Origin of the sequence: Psychromonas antarctica (assembly GCF_022267535.1) — a bacterium.
GTDB classification, from domain to species: domain Bacteria; phylum Pseudomonadota; class Gammaproteobacteria; order Enterobacterales; family Psychromonadaceae; genus Psychromonas; species Psychromonas antarctica.
In genome coordinates this window covers 1-22987 of record NZ_JAHNZV010000004.1, presented here as the reverse complement: position 1 = coordinate 22987, position 22987 = coordinate 1, and the positions used below count along the sequence as shown (strand labels likewise).

Here is a 22987-nt window from a genome sequence, read left to right as displayed (position 1 = left end):
TTTTTACAGCTTGATTTTAAGCCCTCAAATCAAGCAATGATCAAACAAATTAACACCAATGTGGAATGTAGCGCATCGCTTTAGTTCCGGCGTCGGCATCGTATGGCTTCACTAATCCAGCACTAACCGCATCTTTAATGACACGGCTCACATAACGTAAACAACTCTCTATGAGTTTGTGTATTCTTCAAACTTTAAGATTTTTTATAAAACGTGATGGTGATTGGTATTTAATATCACCCCATGGCATTGTTCTTCTTTGTGGGTATGTAATATAAAGCCACCTTCTAGCTCTAGTCACAGCAACAAAGGCACTATTTTGCTCTTCTTCAATGTCTTGAGCTGTTTTGGCGCGATAATCAGGAAAGACTCCTTCAACCATGCCAACTAAAAAGACAATATCTTTCTCTAGGCCTTTCATTGTATGCACCGTACTTAAGGTTATACCTTTACCTTGAGCACTTTCTGCAAGTTGTCCTAGTGCAAGTGCATTTCTGAATGCCTGTAGTGATTCACCAAGACCTTTTAACTTGAAACGGGTCCAAGCACTCCTAAACTCTTCTAATTCTTTGATACTACGCTCAATTTCTGGCTTTTTATCATCAAGCTCAGCATCATTTGCTAACTTGTTGAGTTGTTCAGAAGATTCTTTATAAAATTTGGGAATGTTTGGCTCTTCACTATCGAGAGAGTCAATGTTTGCTAAAAGTTCAGCTTGAAGGCTTGGAAATAATATATCGGCATTAATTACTTCACGTGACCAAGTACTTAGTAAATTATCGCCATGCCACTCCTTAGGAGGTTTAATTTTCAGAAGAGCACATAACTTTTTACCATCTACCCAGTCTTTAGGGTTTAATTTTAAGCGAATAGAATAATCTAATATTTTCCCAAACAGTGAAGTCGGCTCGGCTTGCCGCTCTCCTTTCTTAAAATTAAAGGCGATTTTTTCTTGTTCAAGTTTTTCAGTCAGCGCTTTAAAAACAAATCTGTTTCTAGCGATAATCACCATGTTCTCTAAAGTTATGTTTCCCTCGATTTCCCCATGATTTTCAAGTTTTAATAACTCATTGATTTGGTTTACCACCCATTGAGCTTCAACATATTCATCTTCACATTCTTGCTTATGGAACAAACCATTTAATGCCATTTCATGTTCAGTTTGTGATTGAGGTTTAATTTGATTCGCGACTTTAATAATGGCTTTCGTACTGCGATAGTTTTCAGTTAACTTGTATTTTGTCGGGTTGTAATCTTCTACAAATTGGGTTGTTAAGTACTTCTCAGATGAACCATTAAAACCATAAATCATTTGATTTGGGTCACCAACCATCAAAATACTTTTCACCTTATCTCCGCAGAAGGCATTAATAAATTCATACTGTGCTTTATTTAGATCTTGAGCTTCATCAACACAAATATGCTTGAATTTTGTTCGATATAGGTCTGCTATCCATTCTTGTGTCAATAACAGCTTATGGGCAAAAATCAGAATGTCGTCATAATCGATGCCACCACTAGCCAATAATGCACTTTGGTAATCCTGATAGATTTTCCATATACCAGATTCAATTGAAAAACGATCTTCAACCTCCTCTTGAGATAACAATTCCCTTTTGATAACTGAAAATGTATCCATGTAATTTTGCATTACTTGCTGGCGATTCTTTTTCTCTTTTGAGTCTTCAATATTGAGGTACTCGTCTATATCAACACCCTCATCCCTCAAAGATTGAAGAAACACTTCCATTCGATCTTTATCGCGATCATATATGTGCAGCTCTGATGGTAAGCCAATGGTATGACCGTATTGCTCAAGTATTCGTTGTGCAATTGAATGGACAGTAGATATCCACGTCCTATCTTCGACTTCATCAACGTCAACTAGCCGCTCTTGCATCTCTTCTGCGGCCTTATTGGTGAACGTAAGTGCGATGACCCTATCTTTTTTAGTATTATCTAAAATAAATCTGATGCGTTCAGTTAAAACTCTCGTTTTTCCAGAACCAGCCGATGCAAGTATTTGTATCGGAGTACCGATAGGTGCGCGAACAATTTTCGTTTGAGTTTCTGAAAGATTAATCATGATGATATCCACCCTCTCACTTGTTCAAATGCATTTCTAAAGGCTGTTGGAACTAGTGCTCCGGTTGCTCTAGCTTGGGGGTTTCTGTAAATTACCGCCGCTAAAAATCCAGCGTAAGATGCTTTCGCTGACCTTAACTTTTCGAGTAATGCGTCATTATTTAATTCCGATATTTCTTGCTGTTTAGCTGCAACATAGTGAGGGTTGCCTGAGCCTTTTGTTTCAGAGAGTACCAAGGCTTCAGCTAACTCCTGTGTTATTCCTAACTCATTAACAAGTTCAGCTTCAATATCGTTGTTATCAGACAAAAAGAAAATTTGAAACTCATCTGTATTTAGTGCTAATCGAGTATCACGTCTAATGTTTTCAATTTGGGATTCTACCGTAATTTTTGCATTCCCATCGTTATCACCCACAACGCAAACAGGGATACCTAAACTGCAAGCCAATTTAATAAAAGGAGCGTAATTTTTCCCCGCAACGCTGATGCAATTTACACCTGCGGCAAATGCTGTAAAGCCAAAATAGTGCTCGAACATTGCAGGAACAATTTGCTCTTCTGTAACACCTTCAAAGAGTATTATCCCTCTGGCAAATAAAACTTCACCACGAAATCTCATAACTTCTCGCTGAAGTATTAATAAATCTTCAGCATCAAAAACGTTTGGAAGTTGTTTTACACTAACATTACTTGCTGTCTTTACCATTGAGCGGAGATCTTGCAGATTTCCCATCGCAGCAAGAAAAGGGGAGTGTGTACTAACGATTACTTGTCCTTTTGAATCTCTCAACTGTTGATAAAGTGTACGCTGCGCATTTGGATGCAAATGCGCTTCTGGTTCTTCGGCGGCAATAATTGGGAAAAATGGTTTTACTTCTTCTGCGTGCTTTTTAGCTGAAAGCTCAGTAAATGCTTTTACTGTTAGCATTGAAGCCCAACTACGAGTGCCCATACCGTGATATTCCATAGAGAACGAATTACCCTCATTCTCTCCAAAATGAACAGTAAATCGTTTCGATAAGTCTCTAATTTTCTTAGGAAAAGGAGTAATATCAGTTTGGCCGCTGCCTTCGAATGATTGACTCAATGCATCAAGGTGAGTTTTTAGCTCAGATAAAGGTTCACTTTTAACGATTGCCTTTTCATTAATGTCAGCTACCATTTTTTCGAGTTCTTTTACGTCTTCATCATCGTATTCGACACTAGCCAAAACCTTACCAATATAGGATGTTTTCTCTCTAAGCTCTTGATGTATATCACGCTGTGCATCAATAGAAATAAAAGGCAAGGCATCAAATCGCTTACGTATTTGTCGCTTGGCGATAGTTTTAACGTCAATCCACCCATCAAACTCAGGCCACGCCTCTAGCCAGAACCTAGCAGTTAAAAAACCGCCTCTAACCTTATCCCGTTCACATTTAGTCCTGATCACGACAAATTGAGAACCATCAGCCTCTGCCTGAATAATATCACCAAGCTCTTCCAGCCATTCAGCTTCAAAGATTTTTGCTCTTTTATCATGTTCATCCATAGCAACAATTCTTACATCAATAACAATACACTCAACAACATGATCATCATTATCAATGTGGAAGTCTTCTTCGGTTAAATATCTGGAGTAATCACCCAAGGCAAGCTGAAGGGCTTTAATGATTGATGTTTTACCAGAATTATTTGTCCCAATTAGTACTGTCACTCTAGGGAGTGATATCTCTACATTGGCAATGCCTCTAAAGCCAGCGATTCTTGCTTGGTCGATTAATATATTCATTTTGCCTCCGTGCAAACAGGCAACCGTGTGCGACCTGTTAGAAGCTCTTGCATCATGCCTTGTTTGATTTGGCGTGTTTTAGATAAGCGTTTGCTTAAGGCTTGGATCTCTTCATCCATATCGGAGAGGATGGTGGCGATGGCGATTTGTTCTTCTTTAGATGGCGGACAAGGTATTTGATAGTTTTGGATTGCTAAAAAAGGAACCCTACGATGCCCTGCACTGCCTACCATTTCACCTGCAAGTTCTTTCCGCAAACAGTCCCTTATAGTCCAGAAATAAATAAAGTTAGAATCAGCTAAGTTTTTTGCTCTCAATATGTGGAATTCTGTACTACCAAACCCTATTTTTGTTTCTAAAATATGTGTTTGACTACCTTTGCCATTTTCAAAACAAGGTGTGATTTTAGCAACAAGTACATCTCCTTTTTCAAAATATGTAAACCCTGAACTTATTTTATAAAAAGGAACTTGTTTTTGTGTGACTAGTTGAGCGTTTTCGCTAACATCTTGCATTCCAACAAATGTCGTCAACACATCAGGATGAAGCTTCTTTCTATGAATGGTTTGTTCAAATAAATCCCCAAATGCAACAACTTCCCAATCTTTTGGTATTTCACCTAGTTCGCTGGGTTTTGTGCCTTTTTTCTTGCCTTGGCTTGGCGTTGTGCCTGTTGTTTGGTTGCTTGTTGGACTTGATGTTTGATGAATTGCCTTATTCTTTAGTTCGCCTTCTGTCGACTCGTCTGAATTAACATAGGCAAATTGCGGTAGACGGGTTTTACCTGTGAGCAGTTGTTGCATGGTGGCGGTTTTAATCGCTTGTTTCTTGGCAATCAGTTTTTCTAGTTCACTGAGTAATAAATCCACATCCGATAAAGCATTAGCGATGGCAGTTTGTTCTTTTAACTTAGGAAATGGAATTAATGTGCTTTTAATGGTGCCTAACCCAAGGTTTTGAATAGTTGAACCTGTTAATCCATCTTCGAATCGTTGCTGTGTTGCCTCACATGAAAGCGCATGGTACATATACTGTACATCAGCGGTGTTACGTATATTTATATATGCAGCACTTTTCCCTAAAATAATTGGTTCGTTATTGTAAAAACATAAATTACCAATGGTTCCATTGATAGATAAAAACAACGTTCGGTTATTTATGTTTTTCTTATGTTTCTGGTATTCACTCTCATTTACTCTCTTGGTATTTTCAGTAAGTTTGATACTTCCATTATTTATATTATTCCCGTTAACGAAATAATAGTTGCCATTAGAATCATAAACAGGAGTTGAATGAATTCCGTCTCCAATTAAAGTCGCTGTATCACCGATAGATATAGCGTCCCATTCATCAGGAATAACCCCAACCTCTGTTTGTTTATACCCATCAGGTATCAATTGCTTTGAACTTATTTGGTTACGTCGGCTATCCATGCCTCCGCCCTGCGGGCCGTCGCTAGCGACGTTCACTTTTTTTGAAGGAAATGGTACTCCCGATAAATTTGTCATAACGTCCACTCCAAACCCATCGTTTTAAGGTGACTTGCTACTTTATCGCTTAAGCTATCTACGGACTGGGTTAAGTTGGGTAATGGGGTGTTGTAACGTTCGCTTAACTCGGTAACGCGATTCGCCATTTGCTGCGTCACACGTTCTATCTCCGCAACAATATTGGCTTGTAATGTGGCTAACCATTTATCATCGACGATTAAACTTTTCACTTCTTCAATTGTCAGTGTCGGATAATGATTAAACACTGCGAGATCAAGTGCTTCCTGTGCTATTTTTAATTTATTCTTTAATGAAGCAACTTCATCTAGGCAAGTTAGGTAAGATTGAACTATCTTAATTTCTGCTAAGAAAATTGAGTTAGAATCTGACTGTAATGCTTCATTAACCTGTTTAAAACCGGCAGCAAACGATGCGTTGACCAACTTATTTCGGTCTTTAATTTGCTTATCTAAGTCAATATAGCCTTGAAGCTGAGATTCTTCGGCAGCATCTACAGTCACCATAAGTGCTTTAATACCTTTGAGGGTTAGCTTACCTTTTGCATTTTTGGCTAATTCAAATACAGGCTGAGCAGACACTGCTAGCAGCTTCTCTTGTAGTTGTTCAATAGAATTTTTTAATTTTTGATACTTATCGAATTGATCGGAGTCTAAGCTTTTCCAAGCTAACACTATAAATTCATTTAGTGCTGTATTAGCCTCTGTTTTGTTACTTATCTTTTCTAAAGTACCTTCATCACAAGAATGCTCTTCAACTAAAGACTCTAATACTTGAGTGGCCGTGTCTTGTAACGTTTGTAATTTATCAAGTTCACTTTGCTGTGTTGCAAAATAACGCTTCACGATTAAGCTTGGTGGAATTAACTCGGCTTTGTATTTCTTCTTATTAATAACTAAGTCTGGAACCTCTTTTAGTTTTTCACCTTTTGCGACCACTAATTCACGTAAACTATTACCAGCTTCCCAGCCATCTTGGATCAATACATACACATCGTCTTGTAATGTTGTTGACCAGTAATCCATCAGTATTTGGTAAATGTCGTATTTACTTAATAACTCGCTGGTGGCGTAAGTGGTTAATAGCATCTCTGAGATGCGGTGAATAAACTCTTTGGGGTTATCACCTAGGGCTAGGTCTGAAAATCCAGCTTGCGTTGACCATGCAGTAAAGGGCAATAAGCTACGGCTGGCAAAGTCTTTAAACTCACTGTGCGCTAAAATGTTATTTTTAACTTGGCTCGCATCTACCAAGCACTGGCTATAACCTGCGCGCGTTGGTTTAAATAATGTTGATCGAATATTAGGGAACACCTGCCAGAAATGCTCTAGCGCATCAATATCACTATTAGGAATACCACCTTGTAAATGCGCACTTAAATCGTGCAAATCTTCAGGTTCACTGGAATCGATATAACGTGGAATATTGAGGTTGTAATCATTTGCTGCAATTTCATCAATCGCCACTAAACGGCTAAAGCGCTCAATGGTTTGCTCTTTGTTGAACACATCGACAATTTTATGGATATCTTGGCTACGTAAACGGTTTTTATTACCGTCTTTAATAAAGCCTTTACTGGCATCAATCATAAAGATTGAACGACCTTCCACTTTGCCGTCACTATCACTGGTATCTGTTAGCACCGCTTGTTGTGCATGCTCTTTATCTATCACGATAATACAAGCTGGGATGCCTGTACCGTAGAATAGGTTAGCTGGTAAACCGATAATGCCTTTGATGTAACCTTGTTTAATGAGGTTCTGGCGTATATTGGCTTCTGCATTACCACGGAACAATACCCCATGAGGCAAAATGACAGCCCCTTTACCGGTGCTTTTAAGGCTAGTGATAATGTGCAATAGGAAAGTGTAATCACCGTTTTTTTCAGGTGGAATCCCCCAAGTAAAACGATTAAAGAGATCATCGTTAGGGTTTAAACCACTGGTCCAGTTTTTATTAGAAAAGGGCGGGTTAGCAACGGCAAAATCAAAGGTTTTTAATTTATTAGCCGCATCTTTCCATTGTGGTGAAGACAGCGTATTGCCTTTCCAAATTTTAGCGGTGGCGTTGTTATGCAAGATCATGTTCATTTTAGCGAGAGCGGCGGTGGGGCCTTCGTTTTCTTGACCATAGATAGACAAACCGCGTGGTGCTTCATCACTGGCTTTTAATAATAATGAACCTGAACCACAGGTCGGATCGTAAACCGTTGCGTCCTGTGGCGTTTGTTTTTTAATGCCCACAACTTTAGCTAGAATTTGTGAGACTTCAGAAGGGGTATAAAATTGCCCCTTTGATTTACCTGACTCTGTTGCAAAGTGACGCATTAAATACTCATAAGCATCACCGAGTAAATCATCACCATCTGCACGGTTATCGGCAAGATCTAGCTTTTGGAATATACCCACCAGCTTAGTGAGTCGATCCACCATCTCTTTGCCTTTACCGATTTTATCTTCATCGTTAAAGTAGGCAATGTCGATCACGCCTTTTAAATCATTCTCTTCGGCTAATGCAGCGATGACCTTATCAATGCCTTCACCGATATCTTTTTTACCTTTAAGTAATACTAAGTCATCGAAACTTGCCCCTGCTGGCACCACTATCATGCCGTATGGGTCACCTTTATATTTGTCAGAGACGTATTTCATAAATAACATGGTGAGTACGTAGTCTTTATATTGGCTGGCATCCATGCCACCACGTAGTTCATCACAACTTGCCCAAAGGGAGGAATAGAGTTCTGTTTTTTTTATGGCCATTTTTATAAAACCTTAATAATGATTGGGCGGTTATAGTTGTGTTGTGTTTAAGCCTGCGCTTTTTAAGCGAGCCGTTAAATTGCGCATTTTAGAGAATTCAGTGCCGAAGCTACTTTTCAAGCCAACACCTGCGCAGAACTCTTTAGCGGTAATGTTTTTAAGGTCATCTGCATACTTGATCATTTGCAGGTGTAATTCAGCAGTGTACTGATTACGCGGGGCATCATTTAAGGCTTGTTTGATGTTGTTGAAAATAGTTTCTTCGTTCATATTGTTACGCCCTGATATATTTGCAGTTATCTGTTTTTAGCTAATTTATATAATTTAGCTAAAAGGGCGGCGAAGCGCAATGTAATTTTTCATAGACTTCGATATTGGATCTTAAGCAAGTTCAGCTGCATGCGCTTCCCCCTGCAACCTGTAGCTCCGCATCATCTCGTTGCTCAATCTTATCTAAAATCCACTCTTGTACCTCATTTTCCACCCATGCCACTGATTTGCCGATTTGCGTAACTGGCTTAGGGAATAACCCTTCTTTCATGTATTTATAAACGCTTGAGCGGCCAAGTGCGGTTTGCTTCATTACTTCTGCTAATTTGATGAGTCTCATGAGTAATCTCCCCTCAACTGTTTATTGCTCATCAGATAAGAGGCATTACTAAAAAATAAAAAAATCACAGGTTAGATTGAAAACATTTACAGATATATTTCATCACTGTGCATAACCAAACCACCAGCAAAAGGAGCTATTTATGCACACTAAAACAAATCGGGTTTACACCCTACAGAAGCCTATGACAGATCATCAGGTGTTAGAAAAAGCATCTGAAATTTTAGCAACCAAGTACTTCCGTGATAGTGCCTTTACTAACGCACAAGCGACCATAGACTTCCTCAGCTACAAGCTGGGGAAGTTTGATAATGAGGTCTTCGCGATCATGCTATTGGATACACAGAATCAATTGCTTGAATACCGAGAGCTGTTTTACGGCACAGTTGACAGTGCCAGCGTTTATCCCCGAGAAGTTGTAAAAGCGGTTATGGCAGCCAATGCCAGTGCGGTGATCTTTGCTCATAACCACCCGTCAGGCATTGCAGAACCTTCTGAGGCAGATAAACGCATCACGGTGAGACTCAAGCAAGCCCTTGCCCTGATTGATGTGCGGGTGTTAGATCATATTGTCGTCGGCAAGAATTCAGTATCATTTGCAGAGCGGGGATTAATCTAATGGATATTAAAATCAACCAGAATCCGTTAAAGGTTTCAGCGAAGTTTCATAAACAATTAAACCAGCAAATAAAACAAAAGCGGATTACTGAAGAGGATACTCAAATCACCCTCAACTTTAGGGATCTCTCCTATTACAATAAACAGGGCGGTTATCACCCTATTGAAATCTCGATGCAAAAGGATCAATCGACGGGGAATTGGGATTTGTTGTACATAACAGACTTTGCTTATTATGGCTATCCCTATCCGGAGTTGGCTACTGAATTTGATTTCAATTTCAGTATGCAGACTTTCTTCATGATTGGTTGTGCAGGCAAGCCATTATCTCACCCAGAAGTAAAAGAGTTTTATAAGCTCTGGCAAAGTAACTTTACGTGTTATCTGGAAAGTGGCGCTTTTGATGAAATAGTCGTGAATTCTTGGTAATGAAATCCAACTACCCATTTTAGTATTTTGGGAACTTGAGATCCCTTGTGTAGCAAGGCTCTACTCTAATTACCCCCTCTGAAGTTCCCCAAACCCCGTTTCACATCAAAAAAGGAAGCAGACTATGGCTGAAGTTCATGCAGTTAAAAAACTCGTGAGCTTACGGCTGCATAGTTTGACTTGGGCGGTTAGCCCGACGAATTGAGGACATCCATACCTTTTTGACGAATTGATGATGAATTGAGTGATGAATTGAGGGCATCCATACCTTTTTGACGAATTGTGAATTTATACCTACTATATAACCAGTGGTTTTATAAACACTAGTGGAGGTAAGTATGACGCAATCACGTTCAACATTAATTTCACTTGTTGATACACCCTATTACCACTGTATTTCACGTTGTGTTCGGCGTGCTTTTTTGTGTGGTGAAGATAAATACAGCGGTCGAAGTTTCTCACACCGACGTCAATGGATGGTTGATCGTATTCGTCAACTCAGTGATATTTTTGCTATTAATGTCTGCGCCTATTCCATCATGTCTAATCACTATCATCTTGTTTTACATGCCAATGAAGTCGAAATAGAGGCTTGTTCAGATGAAGATATCTGCAAGCGCTGGTGTCAACTTTATTCGGGCTCACCGATTGTATCGCGTTGGCTAAAAAGTGAGTTAACCAGCGATGCCGAAATTACTATGGCATTGGAGGTAATCGCTAGATGGCGACATCGTTTAGTTGATATTTCTTGGTTTATGCGTTCATTAAATGAATTTATCGCCCGAAAAGCGAATAAAGAAGATAACTGTAAGGGGCGGTTCTGGGAAGGCCGCTTTAAGTCTCAAGCATTATTGGATGAAAAAGCTTTATTAACCTGCATGGCGTATGTTGATTTAAACCCAGTGCGCGCAAAAATGGCAGAAACTGTTGAAGCCTCCGAATACACCTCTGTATTTGAACGTGTTCATGGCAGTTGTTGTGATGATGAAAAAACGTGCTCAGACTTCACAAGTAAACCCCTATTCGGTTTTGTGGCAGGAGAATGTAACGAGCAGCCGCAAGGCATCCCCTATGCTTTCATCGACTATTTAGAGTTGGTTGATTGGACTGGCCGTGCTATTCGTTCAGATAAGCGAGGTGGGATTTCAAATAAGATACCTAGGTTGCTGAGTACACTCGGTTTAGATGGCAATACATGGTTGGAATTGGCTTGTCATTTTGGTGGAAATTACCACTGTGCTGTCGGCTCATTGGAAGAGTTAGATAAGTTTGCCAGTCATACTGGCAGATGTTGGGTGTCGGGCCAAAACAAATTACGATGTATGCTTCATTAAACAGTCCTCATCCCGTCATATTGTATAATTAGTTGTTTGCTAAGGGGTGCTGACGTCTAAATATCGTATACTTGTTAAAATTTAATAGATATTCTCGTGGTTAAGCTAGAAATGTTTTTAAGAGCTAATGGTTATCGCGATAACTTGTAAAAATTATAACTATCTATCTTCTTAAAAAGATTTGGATGTCCGCGATTTTGAAGCTAGAAATGTTTTTAAGAGCTAATGGTTATCGCGATAACTTGTAAAAATTATAACTATCTATCTTCTTAAAAAGATTTGGATGTCCGCGATTTTTTACGTTAAAAAGATTTGGATGTCCGCGATTTTTTACGCGATTTTTTAATTAGTGTTGGCTTAATTGATGTGATCTAGCCAACCTTGCTGTATTTTTGTTAATGGCTTTGTATGCATAATAGTTTCCCTTTAAGGTAAAAGGAAAGAGTGACAGTTATTTTATCGCTTTGTTAGATGGGGTTTGTAGATCGCTTACGAATAACTAAACCGCATTCTTCGCCTCTTGAGTCCCAGCGTTATATAAAAAAACGGACAAACACATAATTTTTGGTTATTAAAATAGAGATACAAAACTATTGGAGGTGATTAAATTGAAGATTGGGTTAATTGGTACAAATTGGGGACGAATTTATTTCGGATTCGTTAAAAAATGCGGATACTCTATTGATTGTGTTTATGGAAAAAATTTAGAGAAAGTGCAGAGAGTGGTTGAAAATGAGGGGATGGGGAAAGCAACAAATAATTTAAACGATTTAGATGAGATGGATGTGATTATAATAGCCAGCCCAATTCATACCCATTTTGAGTATATTAAACGTTTTTCTGGAAAAAGAATATTTTGCGAAAAGCCCTTGCACGGATCAAAACAAAACGATAAATCAAAAAATCTTTATTTAACAGAAGATGTTTTTGTTAATTATTCATATCCATTTTTCAACACCTCTAAAGAAATTGAAAGAATTATAATAAAGGAAGATTTTGCAGAGGTGTATAAGATCACTTTAGATGTGGGGATCAAGTTTGATGCAATAAGAGACAGTAAGGATTGGTTTGTTGATGTGGCGGTTCATCCTCTTTATTTTCTTCAAAAACTATTTGGCAAGTTTGAGATGATCGATTTAGAAACGGGGATTGGTGAAATGAACCTAAGTTCAAAACTTGAAAGTAACAATATTATTCTAAATCTAAATTTATTTAAAGGTCATGAAGAGGGCATCAGTTTTGACTTGAAAATTTACGGAAAAGATAAGGAATTAAGTGTTTTTGGTGGATATAAACCAGCAAAGATGTGGTTCTTTGAACCCATAAAAGTTGCTGGCGTAGAGGTTAATACTGGCGAATATTCAACACAAGAAGATATTTGGATGATAGCAAATGGGGAAGCTTTCAAGATATATTTAGATTACGCCTCTGGCAATATTGAGCGTAAAGATGCCATTTCATTAGGTTTAGCAGATGCAAGATCTGCAATAGATTTAGAAGATGGAATTCAAGTCTTATTAGAGTAAATAGATTAACTCCTAATGGTTGTTGCCTTAGTTTGTCTAAGCTAAGAGAAAATAAGGTGCTGCTGAAGGGCTTCAACAAACAATGCCAGTCCTTGTTCATCTGTTTCATTAAATCTTTCTGTGATGGGGCTGTCGATGTCTAAAACAGCGATTGTTCTGCCATTGATATTAATGGGCAGTACGATTTCTGACTGGCTCGCTATATCGCAGGCGATGTGGCCCGTGAACAGATGTACATCGGCAATACGCTGGATAGTATTACTACTAAAAGCCGTACCGCATACACCTTTATCCAGTGGGATGCGCACACAGGCGACGTTACCCTGAAATGGGCCTAGCACTAACTGTTTGTCCTTTAAAAGATAAAATCCTACCCAGTTGATATTATCTAAATTCATATTAAGCAGAGCGCTGATATTTGCAAGGTTGGCTGTTAGATCTCTCTCCCCCTCAATTAAAGCCACCGCCTGCTTTGTCAATAACTGATACTGTTCTAATGTTTGCATGTTTATGGCCTTATCCGAGATTACGATTAATTTAGATTGTAAACAATAAGGTTTTTTTTATTTAATACAAGCAGAATCTCCTAAGTAAAGGTAGTTAGCTTTCTTAGGGGGTGCATAAATCGCAGTTAAAAAAATACCCACTTAAAAGCAGGTATTCGTCTGTTAAATTGTCAGATTAGTTAAAAAATTTAAAATCAGTATCTAAATTTTAAATTGCTTGACTAGTGTATCCAACTTCGCCCCTTCGGTTTCTATATTATGGCTAACGCTTTCAGCTGCTGTGCTGCTCTGTGTCAGCACACCGACAATATCCTGAATTGCATAAATATTGCGGTTAATTTCTTCTGTCACTGAGCTTTGTTCGGTCGCTGCGGTGGCAATTTGAGTGCTCATATCGTTAATTGATCTTACCGCTGTTGTCACTGAGCCTAAACTATCTGAAATTAAACGCGAGGATTCAACCGAACGTGTACTCCCTTCTTGACTGCGCTCCATTGCTGTAACCGCAAGCGCGACTAAACGATGCAGTTCACTAAGCATTTCGTTGATTTCTAATGTGCTTTCTTGAGTGCGGCTTGCAAGCGTCCGTACCTCATCGGCAACGACGGCAAAACCTCGACCTTGTTCACCTGCGCGTGCTGCTTCAATGGCTGCATTTAATGCCAATAAGTTAGTTTGTTCAGCAATCCCACCAATTACGGAGAGCACATTGTTGATCTTTTGCGACTGTGCACTTAATGCATTCATGCTGTTAGCGGCACCATTGATCTCGCCCATTAAATCGGAAATTTCAGATAGTGATGCATCAACGCGCTCTTGAGCTCGCATGACATCTTGAGTCACCGCCTGGGTCGCTTCGGCGACTTGGTTGGTATTGCTAGCCACTTCGTTGGCGGTGGAAGACATCTCGGTTATGGCGGAAACAATCTGTTCAGTTTCATTATTATGACTAAGCAACTGCGTTGTTATTTCATTACTCTGCTTACTCATTTCGCGGCCAGCGATATTAACCTCTGCAGTTGACGAGGTGATTTCTTGGATCATATGCTGTAGTTTATCGACAAATAGATTAAATGACTCACCGAGTTGTGCGATTTCATCTTGGCCAGTGATGGTTAACCTTTTGGTTAAATCACCTTCCCCTTGGGCAATGTCATTAAGATTATTTGCCATTCCCTTAATCGGCGTAATCATCTTCGTCGCAGCAATAATAATGGCAATAATGGTTAAAAGAACCAATCCCATGGCGACGCTTAATAATAGAGTCAATTTATTCGAGGAGGCTGTATTGGCGTTTTGTGCATATTTATTAATCGCTAACTCAATATCATCAATGTAGGCGCCGGTACCGATTATCCAATCGGTACCGGGTAATGTAATGGCGTAGCCTAGCTTCTCAATTTGTTCTTGTGAACCGGGCTTTTGATAAAAGTAAGGAAAAACACCATCACCTTTTTGTGCGGCATTAAGTAAACCAATAACTATTTTGGTACCTTTGGGATCGGTTAAGGAAGACAAGTCTTTGCCTTCAAGGTCTGGCTTTAAACCATGAAAGATATTAATGCCTTGCGTATCATAGATGTAAAAATAACCCGCTTTACCAAAGCGAATATTGCGTAACGCCCCATTAACATCGCCATTATCACCCAGTGATTGTTGATAAGAAACGATGCCTGCTGCAACTTCAGTGACTTTTTTAAGTTCATCTTTACGTTCGTTAATCAAGCTCGATCTAAAATCAGTAATGTTGTTTTCCAACGCTTGCTCTTCGGCATAGTAAGTGATCGACATAATAAAAAATAGAATAATCAGAATAGGCAATAATGCCAGTAGCAGTAATTTATTACGCAGGTTTAATTTCAACATATTGGGTCCTTTATTTTCGCATTTTCTATGCTTCTTGAGGGGCCATACAACTAATATATTAGCATAGGTAATCACTGCGTTTGTGATAGGAACCCTATCTGTTGCCAGAGATTCTTTTTAAGATCACATTTCTGCAGCTTAACTGTTACACAAGCGGGTGCTTGTTTGGCGCGTCTTACGGAGTTGATTTGGGATTATTAGATGCGGATCGCGTTAAAGGCTAAAGCGCAGATAAAAACCGCTGTTAGAAAACGAGAGATCGAAAGCAGGGGGCTCATCTAAAGTATCAGCGGGAGACCACTGTGCAGCTTTGTGTGGATTTTATAAATCGCAGGCAAAAAAATACCCGCTCGAAAGCAGGTATTTTTATCATCAAAAGTTTAAGCGAGAGATTACTCTGCAGCGACAACTTCAATGTTAACAATCGTTGATACGTCAGAGTGTACTGAAACAGCAATTTCGTAAGAACCAGTGTTACGTAAAGCGCCTTCAGGAAGACGTACTTCACTTTTAACTACAGGAACACCAGCAGCAGTGATTGCATCAGCAATGTCACGCGTACCGATTGAACCGAATAGTTTACCTTCATCACCCGCTTTAGAAGAGATAACAACCGCTTCTAATGCAGCTAATGCGTCGCCACGTTTTTGTGCAGCAGCAAGGTTCGCAGCTTGTTTAGCTTCTAATTCAGCACGACGTGCTGCAAAAGCTTCTAAGTTTGCTTTGTTTGCTGGAACAGCTTTTTGTTGTGGGAAAAGGAAGTTACGTGCGTAACCTGCTTTAACATCAACTTTATCGCCAAGTTTACCAAGGTTAGCAACTGTATCTTGTAGAATAATTTCCATAATATATAGCTCCTAATTTACTTATGTAAATCTGTGTAGGGTAAAAGCGACAAGTAACGTGCACGTTTGATAGCGCGCGCTAGTTGACGTTGGTATTTTGCACATGTGCCAGTAATACGGCTAGGTACAATTTTACCACTTTCAGTGATGTAATTTTTTAACGTAACAACGTCTTTGTAATCAATTTCGCTAACACCTTCAGCGGTGAAACGACAGAACTTACGACGGCGGAAGTAACGAGCCATGGTATTTCCTCAAATTTGTTCTATGTACTGAGCATGCAATACGAGTTTACCAAGCTTATTTGCGCTTTGGTGATAAGTGATAAATCCACTTACTCTAATTTGCATCCCTTTCGATAATTTATCTTTTAACTGATCGGCTAATGTTCCACTTATTGCAACGGGCATATAACAAAAAACGTTGCGTGGTAATCCGGCCTCTTCTTGCATTGAACTGTGTTCAACCACTAAATTGCAGTGTTGTACACCGCTTGGACTTTTTTTGAATGTAGGCTTTTCAGTAACTACACCCGAAAGTCGCAAAAAGTTATCAGTCACTAAGTAGCTTATGCTTCAGCAGGTGCTGGCGCTTCTGCATTGAATTCTGGACGTGGAGCACGAGGAGCACGTTCAACACGTTCTTCTTTTGCTTTTGCCACTACAGAAACTTCAGTCACAGCAGCTTTAGTACGCATGATCATGTTGCGGATCACAGCATCGTTGAAACGGAAAGCAGTTTCCAAGTCATCGATTACGTTCTGTGCAGCTTCAATATTCATAAGAACATAGTGTGCTTTGTGTAGTTTGTTGATTGGGTAAGCCAGTTGACGACGGCCCCAGTCTTCTAGACGATGAACTGTACCACCAGCTTCTGTGATAGATGCTGTGTAACGTTCGATCATACCATTAACTTGTTCACTCTGATCTGGGTGAACCATAAATACGATTTCATAATGACGCATATAAAAATCGCTCCTTACGGGTTAGTAGCTTCTTAGATTGGCTCAGCCGTACCAAATAGAAGCAAGGAACAAAAAAGGTTGGCTGATTTAAGGCGGCAAAGTGTACATTTTAGTAGCAACCGGTGCAAGCGATGATTTGCATAATAATGGAACATATTTAAGTAAAATGGGGGTAATCGTTGCATCTAATTGATTAGCGATTAATATAGCGTTTTATATTAGCCTATTTACTATTTATGAGCGCGCATTGTTGAATTCGAAATCATTTTTTATTTTAGTCATTAATATTGGGCTACTTGCGCTGAGCACAATACTTTTTGTGCATAGAGAGAAGACGCCGACACTAAAAGAGACAGCGCTAACAATAACAGAAAGCAATCGCCAACCTACCTCGACAGCGGCTGATGCAAGTCTCGTTAGCGAAGAACCAGCACAATTTACGCCACGCGCTCCAGTGCCTTTGGTTATCGAAAAAAAAGAAAATGTAGAAACGACTCAGCGACGTTTGCGAGAGAGGCAAGCAAGCACAAAAGAGAATCGTTTATTAGTGGAAAAATTGACTCTCTTACTTAAGCAGAACGAACAATTAGCGGAGCAGATAAGCGACCTTCGAAGTGCCGCTGAAACACAAGATGATTATATCGCGCAGCTGGAAAAAAATAATCGTGAACGATCCCTTCATAAACGTAACACGCCATCGTTAATTGCCTCTGAGAGTGACTTGTTAAAAACCAATATTCAGCGTCAACCTGATTTAATTAAGCAAAAATCACCCATCAAAATTATACCCCAAACAGATGATATTGAGCTGCCAGAGGTAGCTGAAGGTGAACCGCTAGATAAATTTTCAGGCGCGGTTGAATTTGGTTTTTCCTATGAGCAGGATAATAAAGTTGCTCGTTCTATTGATGGTCGGCTTGTTCTTAATTACGAAGAACCTAATAAATATAAATTAAATAGTAATTTCATGTTTGAACTGGAAGAGGAAGATCGCCAGATGAGCACTGAAAAATACCGTTGGCAGTTACAGGGGGATCACTATTTAAATCTGCGTAACCTGATCTTTGCGCGCAGTGATCTAAAACGCAGCCAATTTGCCAGTTATGAGCAAGAAGATGTGTATACGGTAGGATATGGGCGAATTATATTTGATCTGAACAAGCATAAGTTTAATGTGGAAATTGGTCCCGGTTACCGGATGGCGGTACCAAATGTTGGTGAAGATGCGGTTTCCGTTGATGAGTTTATTGTGCGAACGCGCCTGCATTATGAGCGAATCGTTTCCGAGTCGTTACAGATAGCGATGGATACCGTGTGGATAATGGGTAATGAAAACAGTATTTATAGTGTGAATTTTAAAGCTCAGAATAAAATCTATCGAGAGTTGTATTTGATTTTTGATTCTGAATATCAATATACACAAAATGTGCCCGTCGATAGTTTACATAAAGAGGTCTCATCGGGGCTTAAATTAATGTATGCGTTTTAACTGAATAGAGTCGTCAGTGTCAGCCTATAACTGACAGCTGACAACGCTTTGCTAGCGGCGCTGGCGAACAACTTCAAAAAGACAAATACCGGTTGCCACAGAGACATTCAAACTGGAAACCGCACCAGCCATTGGCAGCTTAATCAACTCATCGCAGTGCTCGCGAGTGAGACGGCGTAAGCCTTTATCTTCAGCCCCCATTGCTAAGGCCATTGCACCTGACAGTTTGCAGTCGTAGATGTTTTGCGTCGCTTCTCCTGCCGTGCCGTAAATCCAGACTCCTTTCTCTTGCAGCGCACGCATCGTACGCGCGAGATTGGTCACATGTATAAGTGGAACCGATTCTGCTGCGCCACAAGCGACCTTACGTACCACCGGCGTGAGACTTACGGAATTATCTTTGGGGATAATAACTGCATCAACACCGGCCGCATCGGCACTTCGTAAACAAGCCCCTAAATTGTGCGGATCGGTGATACCATCTAAGATCAGTAAGAAGGGTGGTTTATCCAAGTTATCAAGAATTGGGTCTAAGTCATTATCCGTGAGTATTTTCACGGCTTTTACTCGTGCAATAATACCTTGGTGCTGCTCTCCTTCTGATTTTTCATCCATGGATTTGCGCAGCATTAACTGCACTGAAACACCCCATTCACGTGCCTTTGCGAGTAACGTATTTAAGCGCTCGTCATCACGGCCTTTTAGCGCATAAATTTCAATCACACGTTCAGGTTGTTTTTCTAATAGGGCATCCACTGCATGCATACCATAAATTAATTCACTTTTACTCATTTATTTCTCTAATTCAATTTGTTAATAAAAAATGTTATTCAGCTAATCGCGGTCAGTTATTAGCTGTAAGCACGAAGCGGGTAGCCGTTAGTTAATCCGCTTTCTTCGCTTTACTACGAGTCCGCTCGGCACGACCTGGGCGTTTCTTTTTGGGTGTCACTTTTTTCTGTTTAGAGGTCGGGGTATTTTTTTCACCCTGCTTTACACTTTTCTTCTTTTTCGGTTGGTTCTGCTTTTGAACAGACTCTTTATCACCTTCGCCAGTAGACGGCTTAGCACTTTTATCCACTTTCTTTTTATCACCTTTAGGGTGAGCGCGTTTATCCATTGGGCGAGAATTCTCTTTTGTGGCGGTTGTACGCGCCCGTTTACGTTGTCCTGCCGCTTCTTGATCTGCTAGCTCAAAGTCGATTTTTTTATCATCGAGATTAACGGACAGTACCTTCACTTCCAATACATCACCAATACGATAAGTCCGTCCAGTACGATCCCCTTTAAGGGTCTGTTTCCCGGCATCAAAAATATAGTAATCAGAAAGTAGGCTGGTGACATGTACTAGGCCATCAATATGGATATCGTTTAGGCGTACAAAGAAACCGAAGTTAGTCACCGCTGCAATGGTACCTGTCATTTTATCACCGACATGATCTTGCATATATTCGCATTTCAGCGCATCACCTACATCGCGGGTCGCATCATCTGCGCGACGTTCGGTCATTGAGCAGTGTTCGCCTAAAACGCCCATCTCTTGATGTTGGTAGTGATAACCGCCAGTACTGGTCCATTTGGACTTTTGCTGATCTTTTTCTGTATGCGCAACCAGATACTTAATTGCACGATGTAAAATAAGATCCGGATAACGACGAATTGGCGAAGTAAAGTGGGCATATTCATCAAGCGCTAAGCCAAAGTGACCTAAATTCTCATCTTGATAGACAGCTTGTTTCATTGAGCGTAGCAGCATGGTTTGCAGTAGCTCTTGATCTTCGCGTCCAGCAAAAGATTCCGCTAAAGTTGCGTAATCTTTTGGCGAAGGTTTATCACCGCCCGCTAAACTCAAGCCTAGCTCAGTCAAAAATGAGCGGAAGTTTGTTAGTTTTTCATCGCTGGGGGTTTCATGAACACGGTATAATGCCGCTGCTTCTGCACGTCCAATTAATCGTGCCGCTGCAACGTTTGCCTGAATCATACATTCTTCAATAATCTTGTGTGCATCGTTACGCACGAGAGGTTCGATAGACTCAATTTTACGGTTTTCATTAAATAGAAAGCGCACTTCCAGCGTTTCAAATTCCATACCGCCACGGAGGTGGCGTGCTTTTTTAAAGGCTTTATAAAGATGCTCTAATTCTTCAAGATGCGGTACAAGCGGTTTATATTGCTCGCGCAGCGGCTGATCGCCTTGTAAAATAGCAGCCACTTTAGTGTAAGTGAAACGTGCATGGGAGTTCATCACCGCTTCATAGAATTTATAGTCGCTCAACTGTCCGTTTCTGGAAATAACCATCTCACTGACCATACATAAACGGTCAACCTGCGGATTTAACGAGCATAGTCCGTTCGATAAAACTTCCGGAAGCATAGGAATTACTTGATCAGGAAAATAGACTGAGTTACCGCGTTTAATCGCTTCGGTATCTAAAATTGTACCATTGCGTACATAATAACTGACATCGGCAATCGCAACCCATAAACGCCAACCACCATCTGCTTCACGTTGACAGAAAACCGCGTCATCAAAGTCACGCGCATCTTCTCCATCAATGGTTACTAAAGGAAGCTTGCGTAGATCTACGCGCCCAGCAATCGCCTCTTCAGGCACAAACTCAGTAAATACGGTAAGTTCTTTATCTAAACCTTCAGGCCATTCATGAGGAATATCGTGGGTACGCAGGGCAATTTCAACTTCCATGCCCGGTTCCATATCCTGACCTAACACTTCAGTGATCTTACCTTGTGCCGTAAAACGCGGTTTTGGACGTTGGGTAATTTCGACAACAACAATTTGTCCATGGCGCGCGCCGTTACTATTTTCTTTGCTAATCAGAATTTCTTGAGTAATACGTGAATCATCGGGAACAACCAGCGCCACTCCCTCTTCAACAAAATAGCGGCCAACAATGGTTTCTTGGCGAGGGGCTAATAAACGCACAAATCGCGCTTCAGTTCGCCCGCGTGCATCAACCTTTACAGGTTGAACGAGAATTTGATCGCCGTGAAAAAGGGTGCGCATTTGGTGTGCAGGGAGGAAAAGATCTGCGCCAACTTCTTCGGTTTTTAAGAAACCAAAGCCATCTTTATGACCAATGACTTTTCCTTTGACCAAATTCAGTTTATCAGCTAGGGCGTAGGTTGCATTGCGACACCAAACTAATTGACCGTCACGTTCCATTGCTTTTAAACGGCGGCGTAAGCCTTCTGCTTCTTCTTCACTGCTAAGTGAAAATATACTGAATAGCGCATCTCGGCTGACAGGTTTCGCCTGTTTTTCCATGTATTCTAAAATGAATTCACGGCTTGGCACGGGGTGCTCGTAAGTTTGTGCTTCGCGATCTAAAAAGGGGTCTAGTGTCATAGCTGAATGCTCTTGTATAAAATAAATTAATTAAAGTATATCTGAAAACAACAACAGTCGCGTATTAATAATAAATTCAATCAATTAATTATTAATTAAGCAATTCGTTCATAGAATAGTCTGTTACAAAGTTTTTTTTTGAAATTTAAAAAAAATACTAGACAGAATCTTTAACTCACAGTAACATCCGCGCCACGCCTAAAGACGTGAGCACCCGTAGCTCAGCTGGATAGAGCGTTGCCCTCCGGAGGCGAAGGCCACAGGTTCGAATCCTGTCGGGTGCACCATTCTTCGGAAGACAATAGTTAAGTTTACGGTGCAAAGTAGTATTAGTGGCGGATGTAGCTCAGTTGGTAGAGCCCCGGATTGTGATTCCGGTTGTCGCGGGTTCAATCCCCGTCATTCGCCCCATCTTTTCTCGATGTAAAACAAGATATTCGGTGGATAGTCCAGTTTGATAGGGCACCTCCGTGGGTTTACAAAGAGTTGGACCAGGGGGTTGACCCCGAAATTGTAAGCACTAAAAGATAGTTTTTCGGTGATTAGCGCAGCTTGGTAGCGCACCTGGTTTGGGACCAGGGGGTCAAAGGTTCGAATCCTTTATCACCGACCACATTTAGAAAAGCCCGTAACGTTTCAACGCGTTACGGGCTTTTTGTTTTTAAACTCCCCGCAATCAATAACTCAAACGTCTTATTTTTATTAATATTATCTGTTCCTGCAAACACTTCTTCATCGCATGATTTGAGAATTTTTCCATAAGCCAAACATCGTGACCATAAACTGCTCCTGTGCATATCCTGTGAGTACGTGAAGCAAAATGACGCTAATTGGTTACATGTATATCCAAGTAAATACTTATGTGCGAGCATCGACTAGAGTTGCTTGGCTTTTGCCTAAACAGTAATTTACTGTCTACCTCTGGTTCTTTTTCTAAATATATCGCATTTTTAAAATTCATAGATAGATCAGTTGGCTAGCTAGAAGGTATTTTAGAATTGCTATTGAAATGGCTCAGTCAGTTGATTGTTTCGTTGGAGTAAGTCGTAAGTATTATAGGATACTTTGCACATATTTGCGGCTAGAAAGCTGAGGCGCTTTCGCCTCTTATACTTTAAAAAATCAGAGCCATTTATTAGCAAGAGTTAAGCATAAAGAGCATTAGCATCAAACTTTATGACCCTGTCCTGAAATCTGTGTAATTGCCTATCATTAATTTAATCATTTTAAGGATAGGTAATTATGAAAAAAGAAGAGATAGAAGCATTCGCCCTTAAAGCATCAAAAGGTTTAAAGTCTCAAAAA

19 protein-coding genes and 3 tRNA genes are annotated in these 22987 nt (G+C 40.2%); 8 read left to right on the top strand and 14 right to left on the bottom strand.

Annotation, left to right across the window (positions count from 1 at the left end; genetic code table 11):
* Nucleotides 1-187: 187 nt before the first annotated feature.
* From KSO91_RS02060 to KSO91_RS02035, 6 genes are all read right to left on the bottom strand, one after another.
* A complete protein-coding gene (locus KSO91_RS02060; RefSeq protein ID WP_238740860.1) occupies nucleotides 188-2086 on the bottom strand; it encodes an ATP-dependent helicase in 1899 nt (632 codons plus the stop codon).
* Entirely contained in the window at nucleotides 2083-3858 is a 1776-nt protein-coding gene (locus KSO91_RS02055; RefSeq protein WP_238740858.1) for an ATP-dependent nuclease, read from the bottom strand. The genes KSO91_RS02060 and KSO91_RS02055 overlap by 4 nt, the downstream gene beginning before the upstream one ends.
* Nucleotides 3855-5366: a restriction endonuclease subunit S gene (locus KSO91_RS02050; protein ID WP_238740856.1), complete on the bottom strand. Its 1512-nt coding sequence runs from the start codon at nucleotides 5364-5366 to the stop codon at nucleotides 3855-3857. Before KSO91_RS02050 ends, KSO91_RS02055 begins: the two co-directional genes overlap by 4 nt.
* Nucleotides 5363-8128: a type I restriction-modification system subunit M gene (locus KSO91_RS02045; RefSeq protein WP_238740854.1), complete on the bottom strand. Its 2766-nt coding sequence runs from the start codon at nucleotides 8126-8128 to the stop codon at nucleotides 5363-5365. The genes KSO91_RS02050 and KSO91_RS02045 overlap by 4 nt, the downstream gene beginning before the upstream one ends.
* 30 nt (nucleotides 8129-8158) lie before the next feature.
* Complete coding sequence (locus KSO91_RS02040) at nucleotides 8159-8398, bottom strand: HTH-like domain-containing protein (protein ID WP_238740852.1); 240 nt, start codon at nucleotides 8396-8398, stop codon at nucleotides 8159-8161.
* A 121-nt stretch (nucleotides 8399-8519) separates the two neighbouring features.
* On the bottom strand, nucleotides 8520-8738 hold the full coding sequence (locus KSO91_RS02035; protein WP_238740850.1) for an AlpA family transcriptional regulator: 219 nt from the start codon (nucleotides 8736-8738) through the stop codon (nucleotides 8520-8522).
* A 142-nt stretch (nucleotides 8739-8880) separates the two neighbouring features.
* Between KSO91_RS02035 and radC the strand changes: the two genes are divergently transcribed.
* The 4 genes from radC to KSO91_RS02015 all read left to right on the top strand — a co-directional run bounded on the left by radC (nucleotide 8881) and on the right by KSO91_RS02015 (nucleotide 12645).
* Nucleotides 8881-9357 carry a RadC family protein gene (radC, locus tag KSO91_RS02030; protein WP_238740848.1) on the top strand — a complete coding sequence of 159 codons (477 nt, stop codon included), beginning with the start codon at nucleotides 8881-8883 and terminating at the stop codon, nucleotides 9355-9357.
* Nucleotides 9357-9785: a DUF2787 domain-containing protein gene (locus KSO91_RS02025; RefSeq protein WP_238740846.1), complete on the top strand. Its 429-nt coding sequence runs from the start codon at nucleotides 9357-9359 to the stop codon at nucleotides 9783-9785. Before radC ends, KSO91_RS02025 begins: the two co-directional genes overlap by 1 nt.
* A gap of 338 nt (nucleotides 9786-10123) precedes the next feature.
* A complete protein-coding gene (locus KSO91_RS02020) occupies nucleotides 10124-11119 on the top strand; it encodes a transposase (protein ID WP_238740844.1) in 996 nt (331 codons plus the stop codon).
* Nucleotides 11120-11727: 608 nt separating this feature from the next.
* Entirely contained in the window at nucleotides 11728-12645 is a 918-nt protein-coding gene (locus tag KSO91_RS02015) for a Gfo/Idh/MocA family oxidoreductase (RefSeq protein WP_238740842.1), read from the top strand.
* A gap of 41 nt (nucleotides 12646-12686) precedes the next feature.
* On the opposite strand, the gene KSO91_RS02010 is transcribed toward KSO91_RS02015, so the two are convergent.
* The 6 genes from KSO91_RS02010 to rpsF form a co-directional block, all read right to left on the bottom strand.
* A complete protein-coding gene (locus KSO91_RS02010) occupies nucleotides 12687-13151 on the bottom strand; it encodes a GAF domain-containing protein (RefSeq protein ID WP_238740840.1) in 465 nt (154 codons plus the stop codon).
* Nucleotides 13152-13352: 201 nt separating this feature from the next.
* On the bottom strand, nucleotides 13353-15017 hold the full coding sequence (locus KSO91_RS02005) for a methyl-accepting chemotaxis protein (protein WP_238740838.1): 1665 nt from the start codon (nucleotides 15015-15017) through the stop codon (nucleotides 13353-13355).
* Between the two features lie 392 nt (nucleotides 15018-15409).
* Nucleotides 15410-15862 (bottom strand): 50S ribosomal protein L9, encoded by a 453-nt coding sequence (gene rplI, locus KSO91_RS02000; protein ID WP_238740836.1) that lies wholly within the window; start codon nucleotides 15860-15862, stop codon nucleotides 15410-15412.
* 17 nt (nucleotides 15863-15879) lie between these two features.
* A complete protein-coding gene (gene rpsR, locus KSO91_RS01995; protein ID WP_011771657.1) occupies nucleotides 15880-16107 on the bottom strand; it encodes a 30S ribosomal protein S18 in 228 nt (75 codons plus the stop codon).
* Between the two features lie 9 nt (nucleotides 16108-16116).
* Complete coding sequence (gene priB, locus KSO91_RS01990; protein ID WP_238740834.1) at nucleotides 16117-16422, bottom strand: primosomal replication protein N; 306 nt, start codon at nucleotides 16420-16422, stop codon at nucleotides 16117-16119.
* An 8-nt stretch (nucleotides 16423-16430) separates the two neighbouring features.
* On the bottom strand, nucleotides 16431-16826 hold the full coding sequence (gene rpsF, locus KSO91_RS01985) for a 30S ribosomal protein S6 (RefSeq protein WP_238740832.1): 396 nt from the start codon (nucleotides 16824-16826) through the stop codon (nucleotides 16431-16433).
* Nucleotides 16827-17073: 247 nt separating this feature from the next.
* On the opposite strand from rpsF, the gene KSO91_RS01980 reads away from it, so the two are divergent.
* Entirely contained in the window at nucleotides 17074-18315 is a 1242-nt protein-coding gene (locus tag KSO91_RS01980; RefSeq protein ID WP_238740830.1) for a DUF481 domain-containing protein, read from the top strand.
* Nucleotides 18316-18366: 51 nt separating this feature from the next.
* Here the strand turns inward: KSO91_RS01980 and rlmB are convergent, their stop codons facing one another.
* A complete protein-coding gene (gene rlmB, locus KSO91_RS01975) occupies nucleotides 18367-19107 on the bottom strand; it encodes a 23S rRNA (guanosine(2251)-2'-O)-methyltransferase RlmB (protein WP_238740828.1) in 741 nt (246 codons plus the stop codon).
* A gap of 91 nt (nucleotides 19108-19198) precedes the next feature.
* Nucleotides 19199-21682 (bottom strand): ribonuclease R, encoded by a 2484-nt coding sequence (gene rnr, locus KSO91_RS01970; RefSeq protein ID WP_238740826.1) that lies wholly within the window; start codon nucleotides 21680-21682, stop codon nucleotides 19199-19201.
* 210 nt (nucleotides 21683-21892) lie between these two features.
* Between rnr and KSO91_RS01965 the strand changes: the two genes are divergently transcribed.
* From KSO91_RS01965 to KSO91_RS01955, 3 genes are all read left to right on the top strand, one after another.
* Nucleotides 21893-21969, top strand: a tRNA-Arg gene (locus KSO91_RS01965).
* A 48-nt stretch (nucleotides 21970-22017) separates the two neighbouring features.
* Nucleotides 22018-22093, top strand: a tRNA-His gene (locus tag KSO91_RS01960).
* Between the two features lie 125 nt (nucleotides 22094-22218).
* A tRNA-Pro gene (locus tag KSO91_RS01955) sits at nucleotides 22219-22295 on the top strand.
* Nucleotides 22296-22987: the final 692 nt, after the last annotated feature.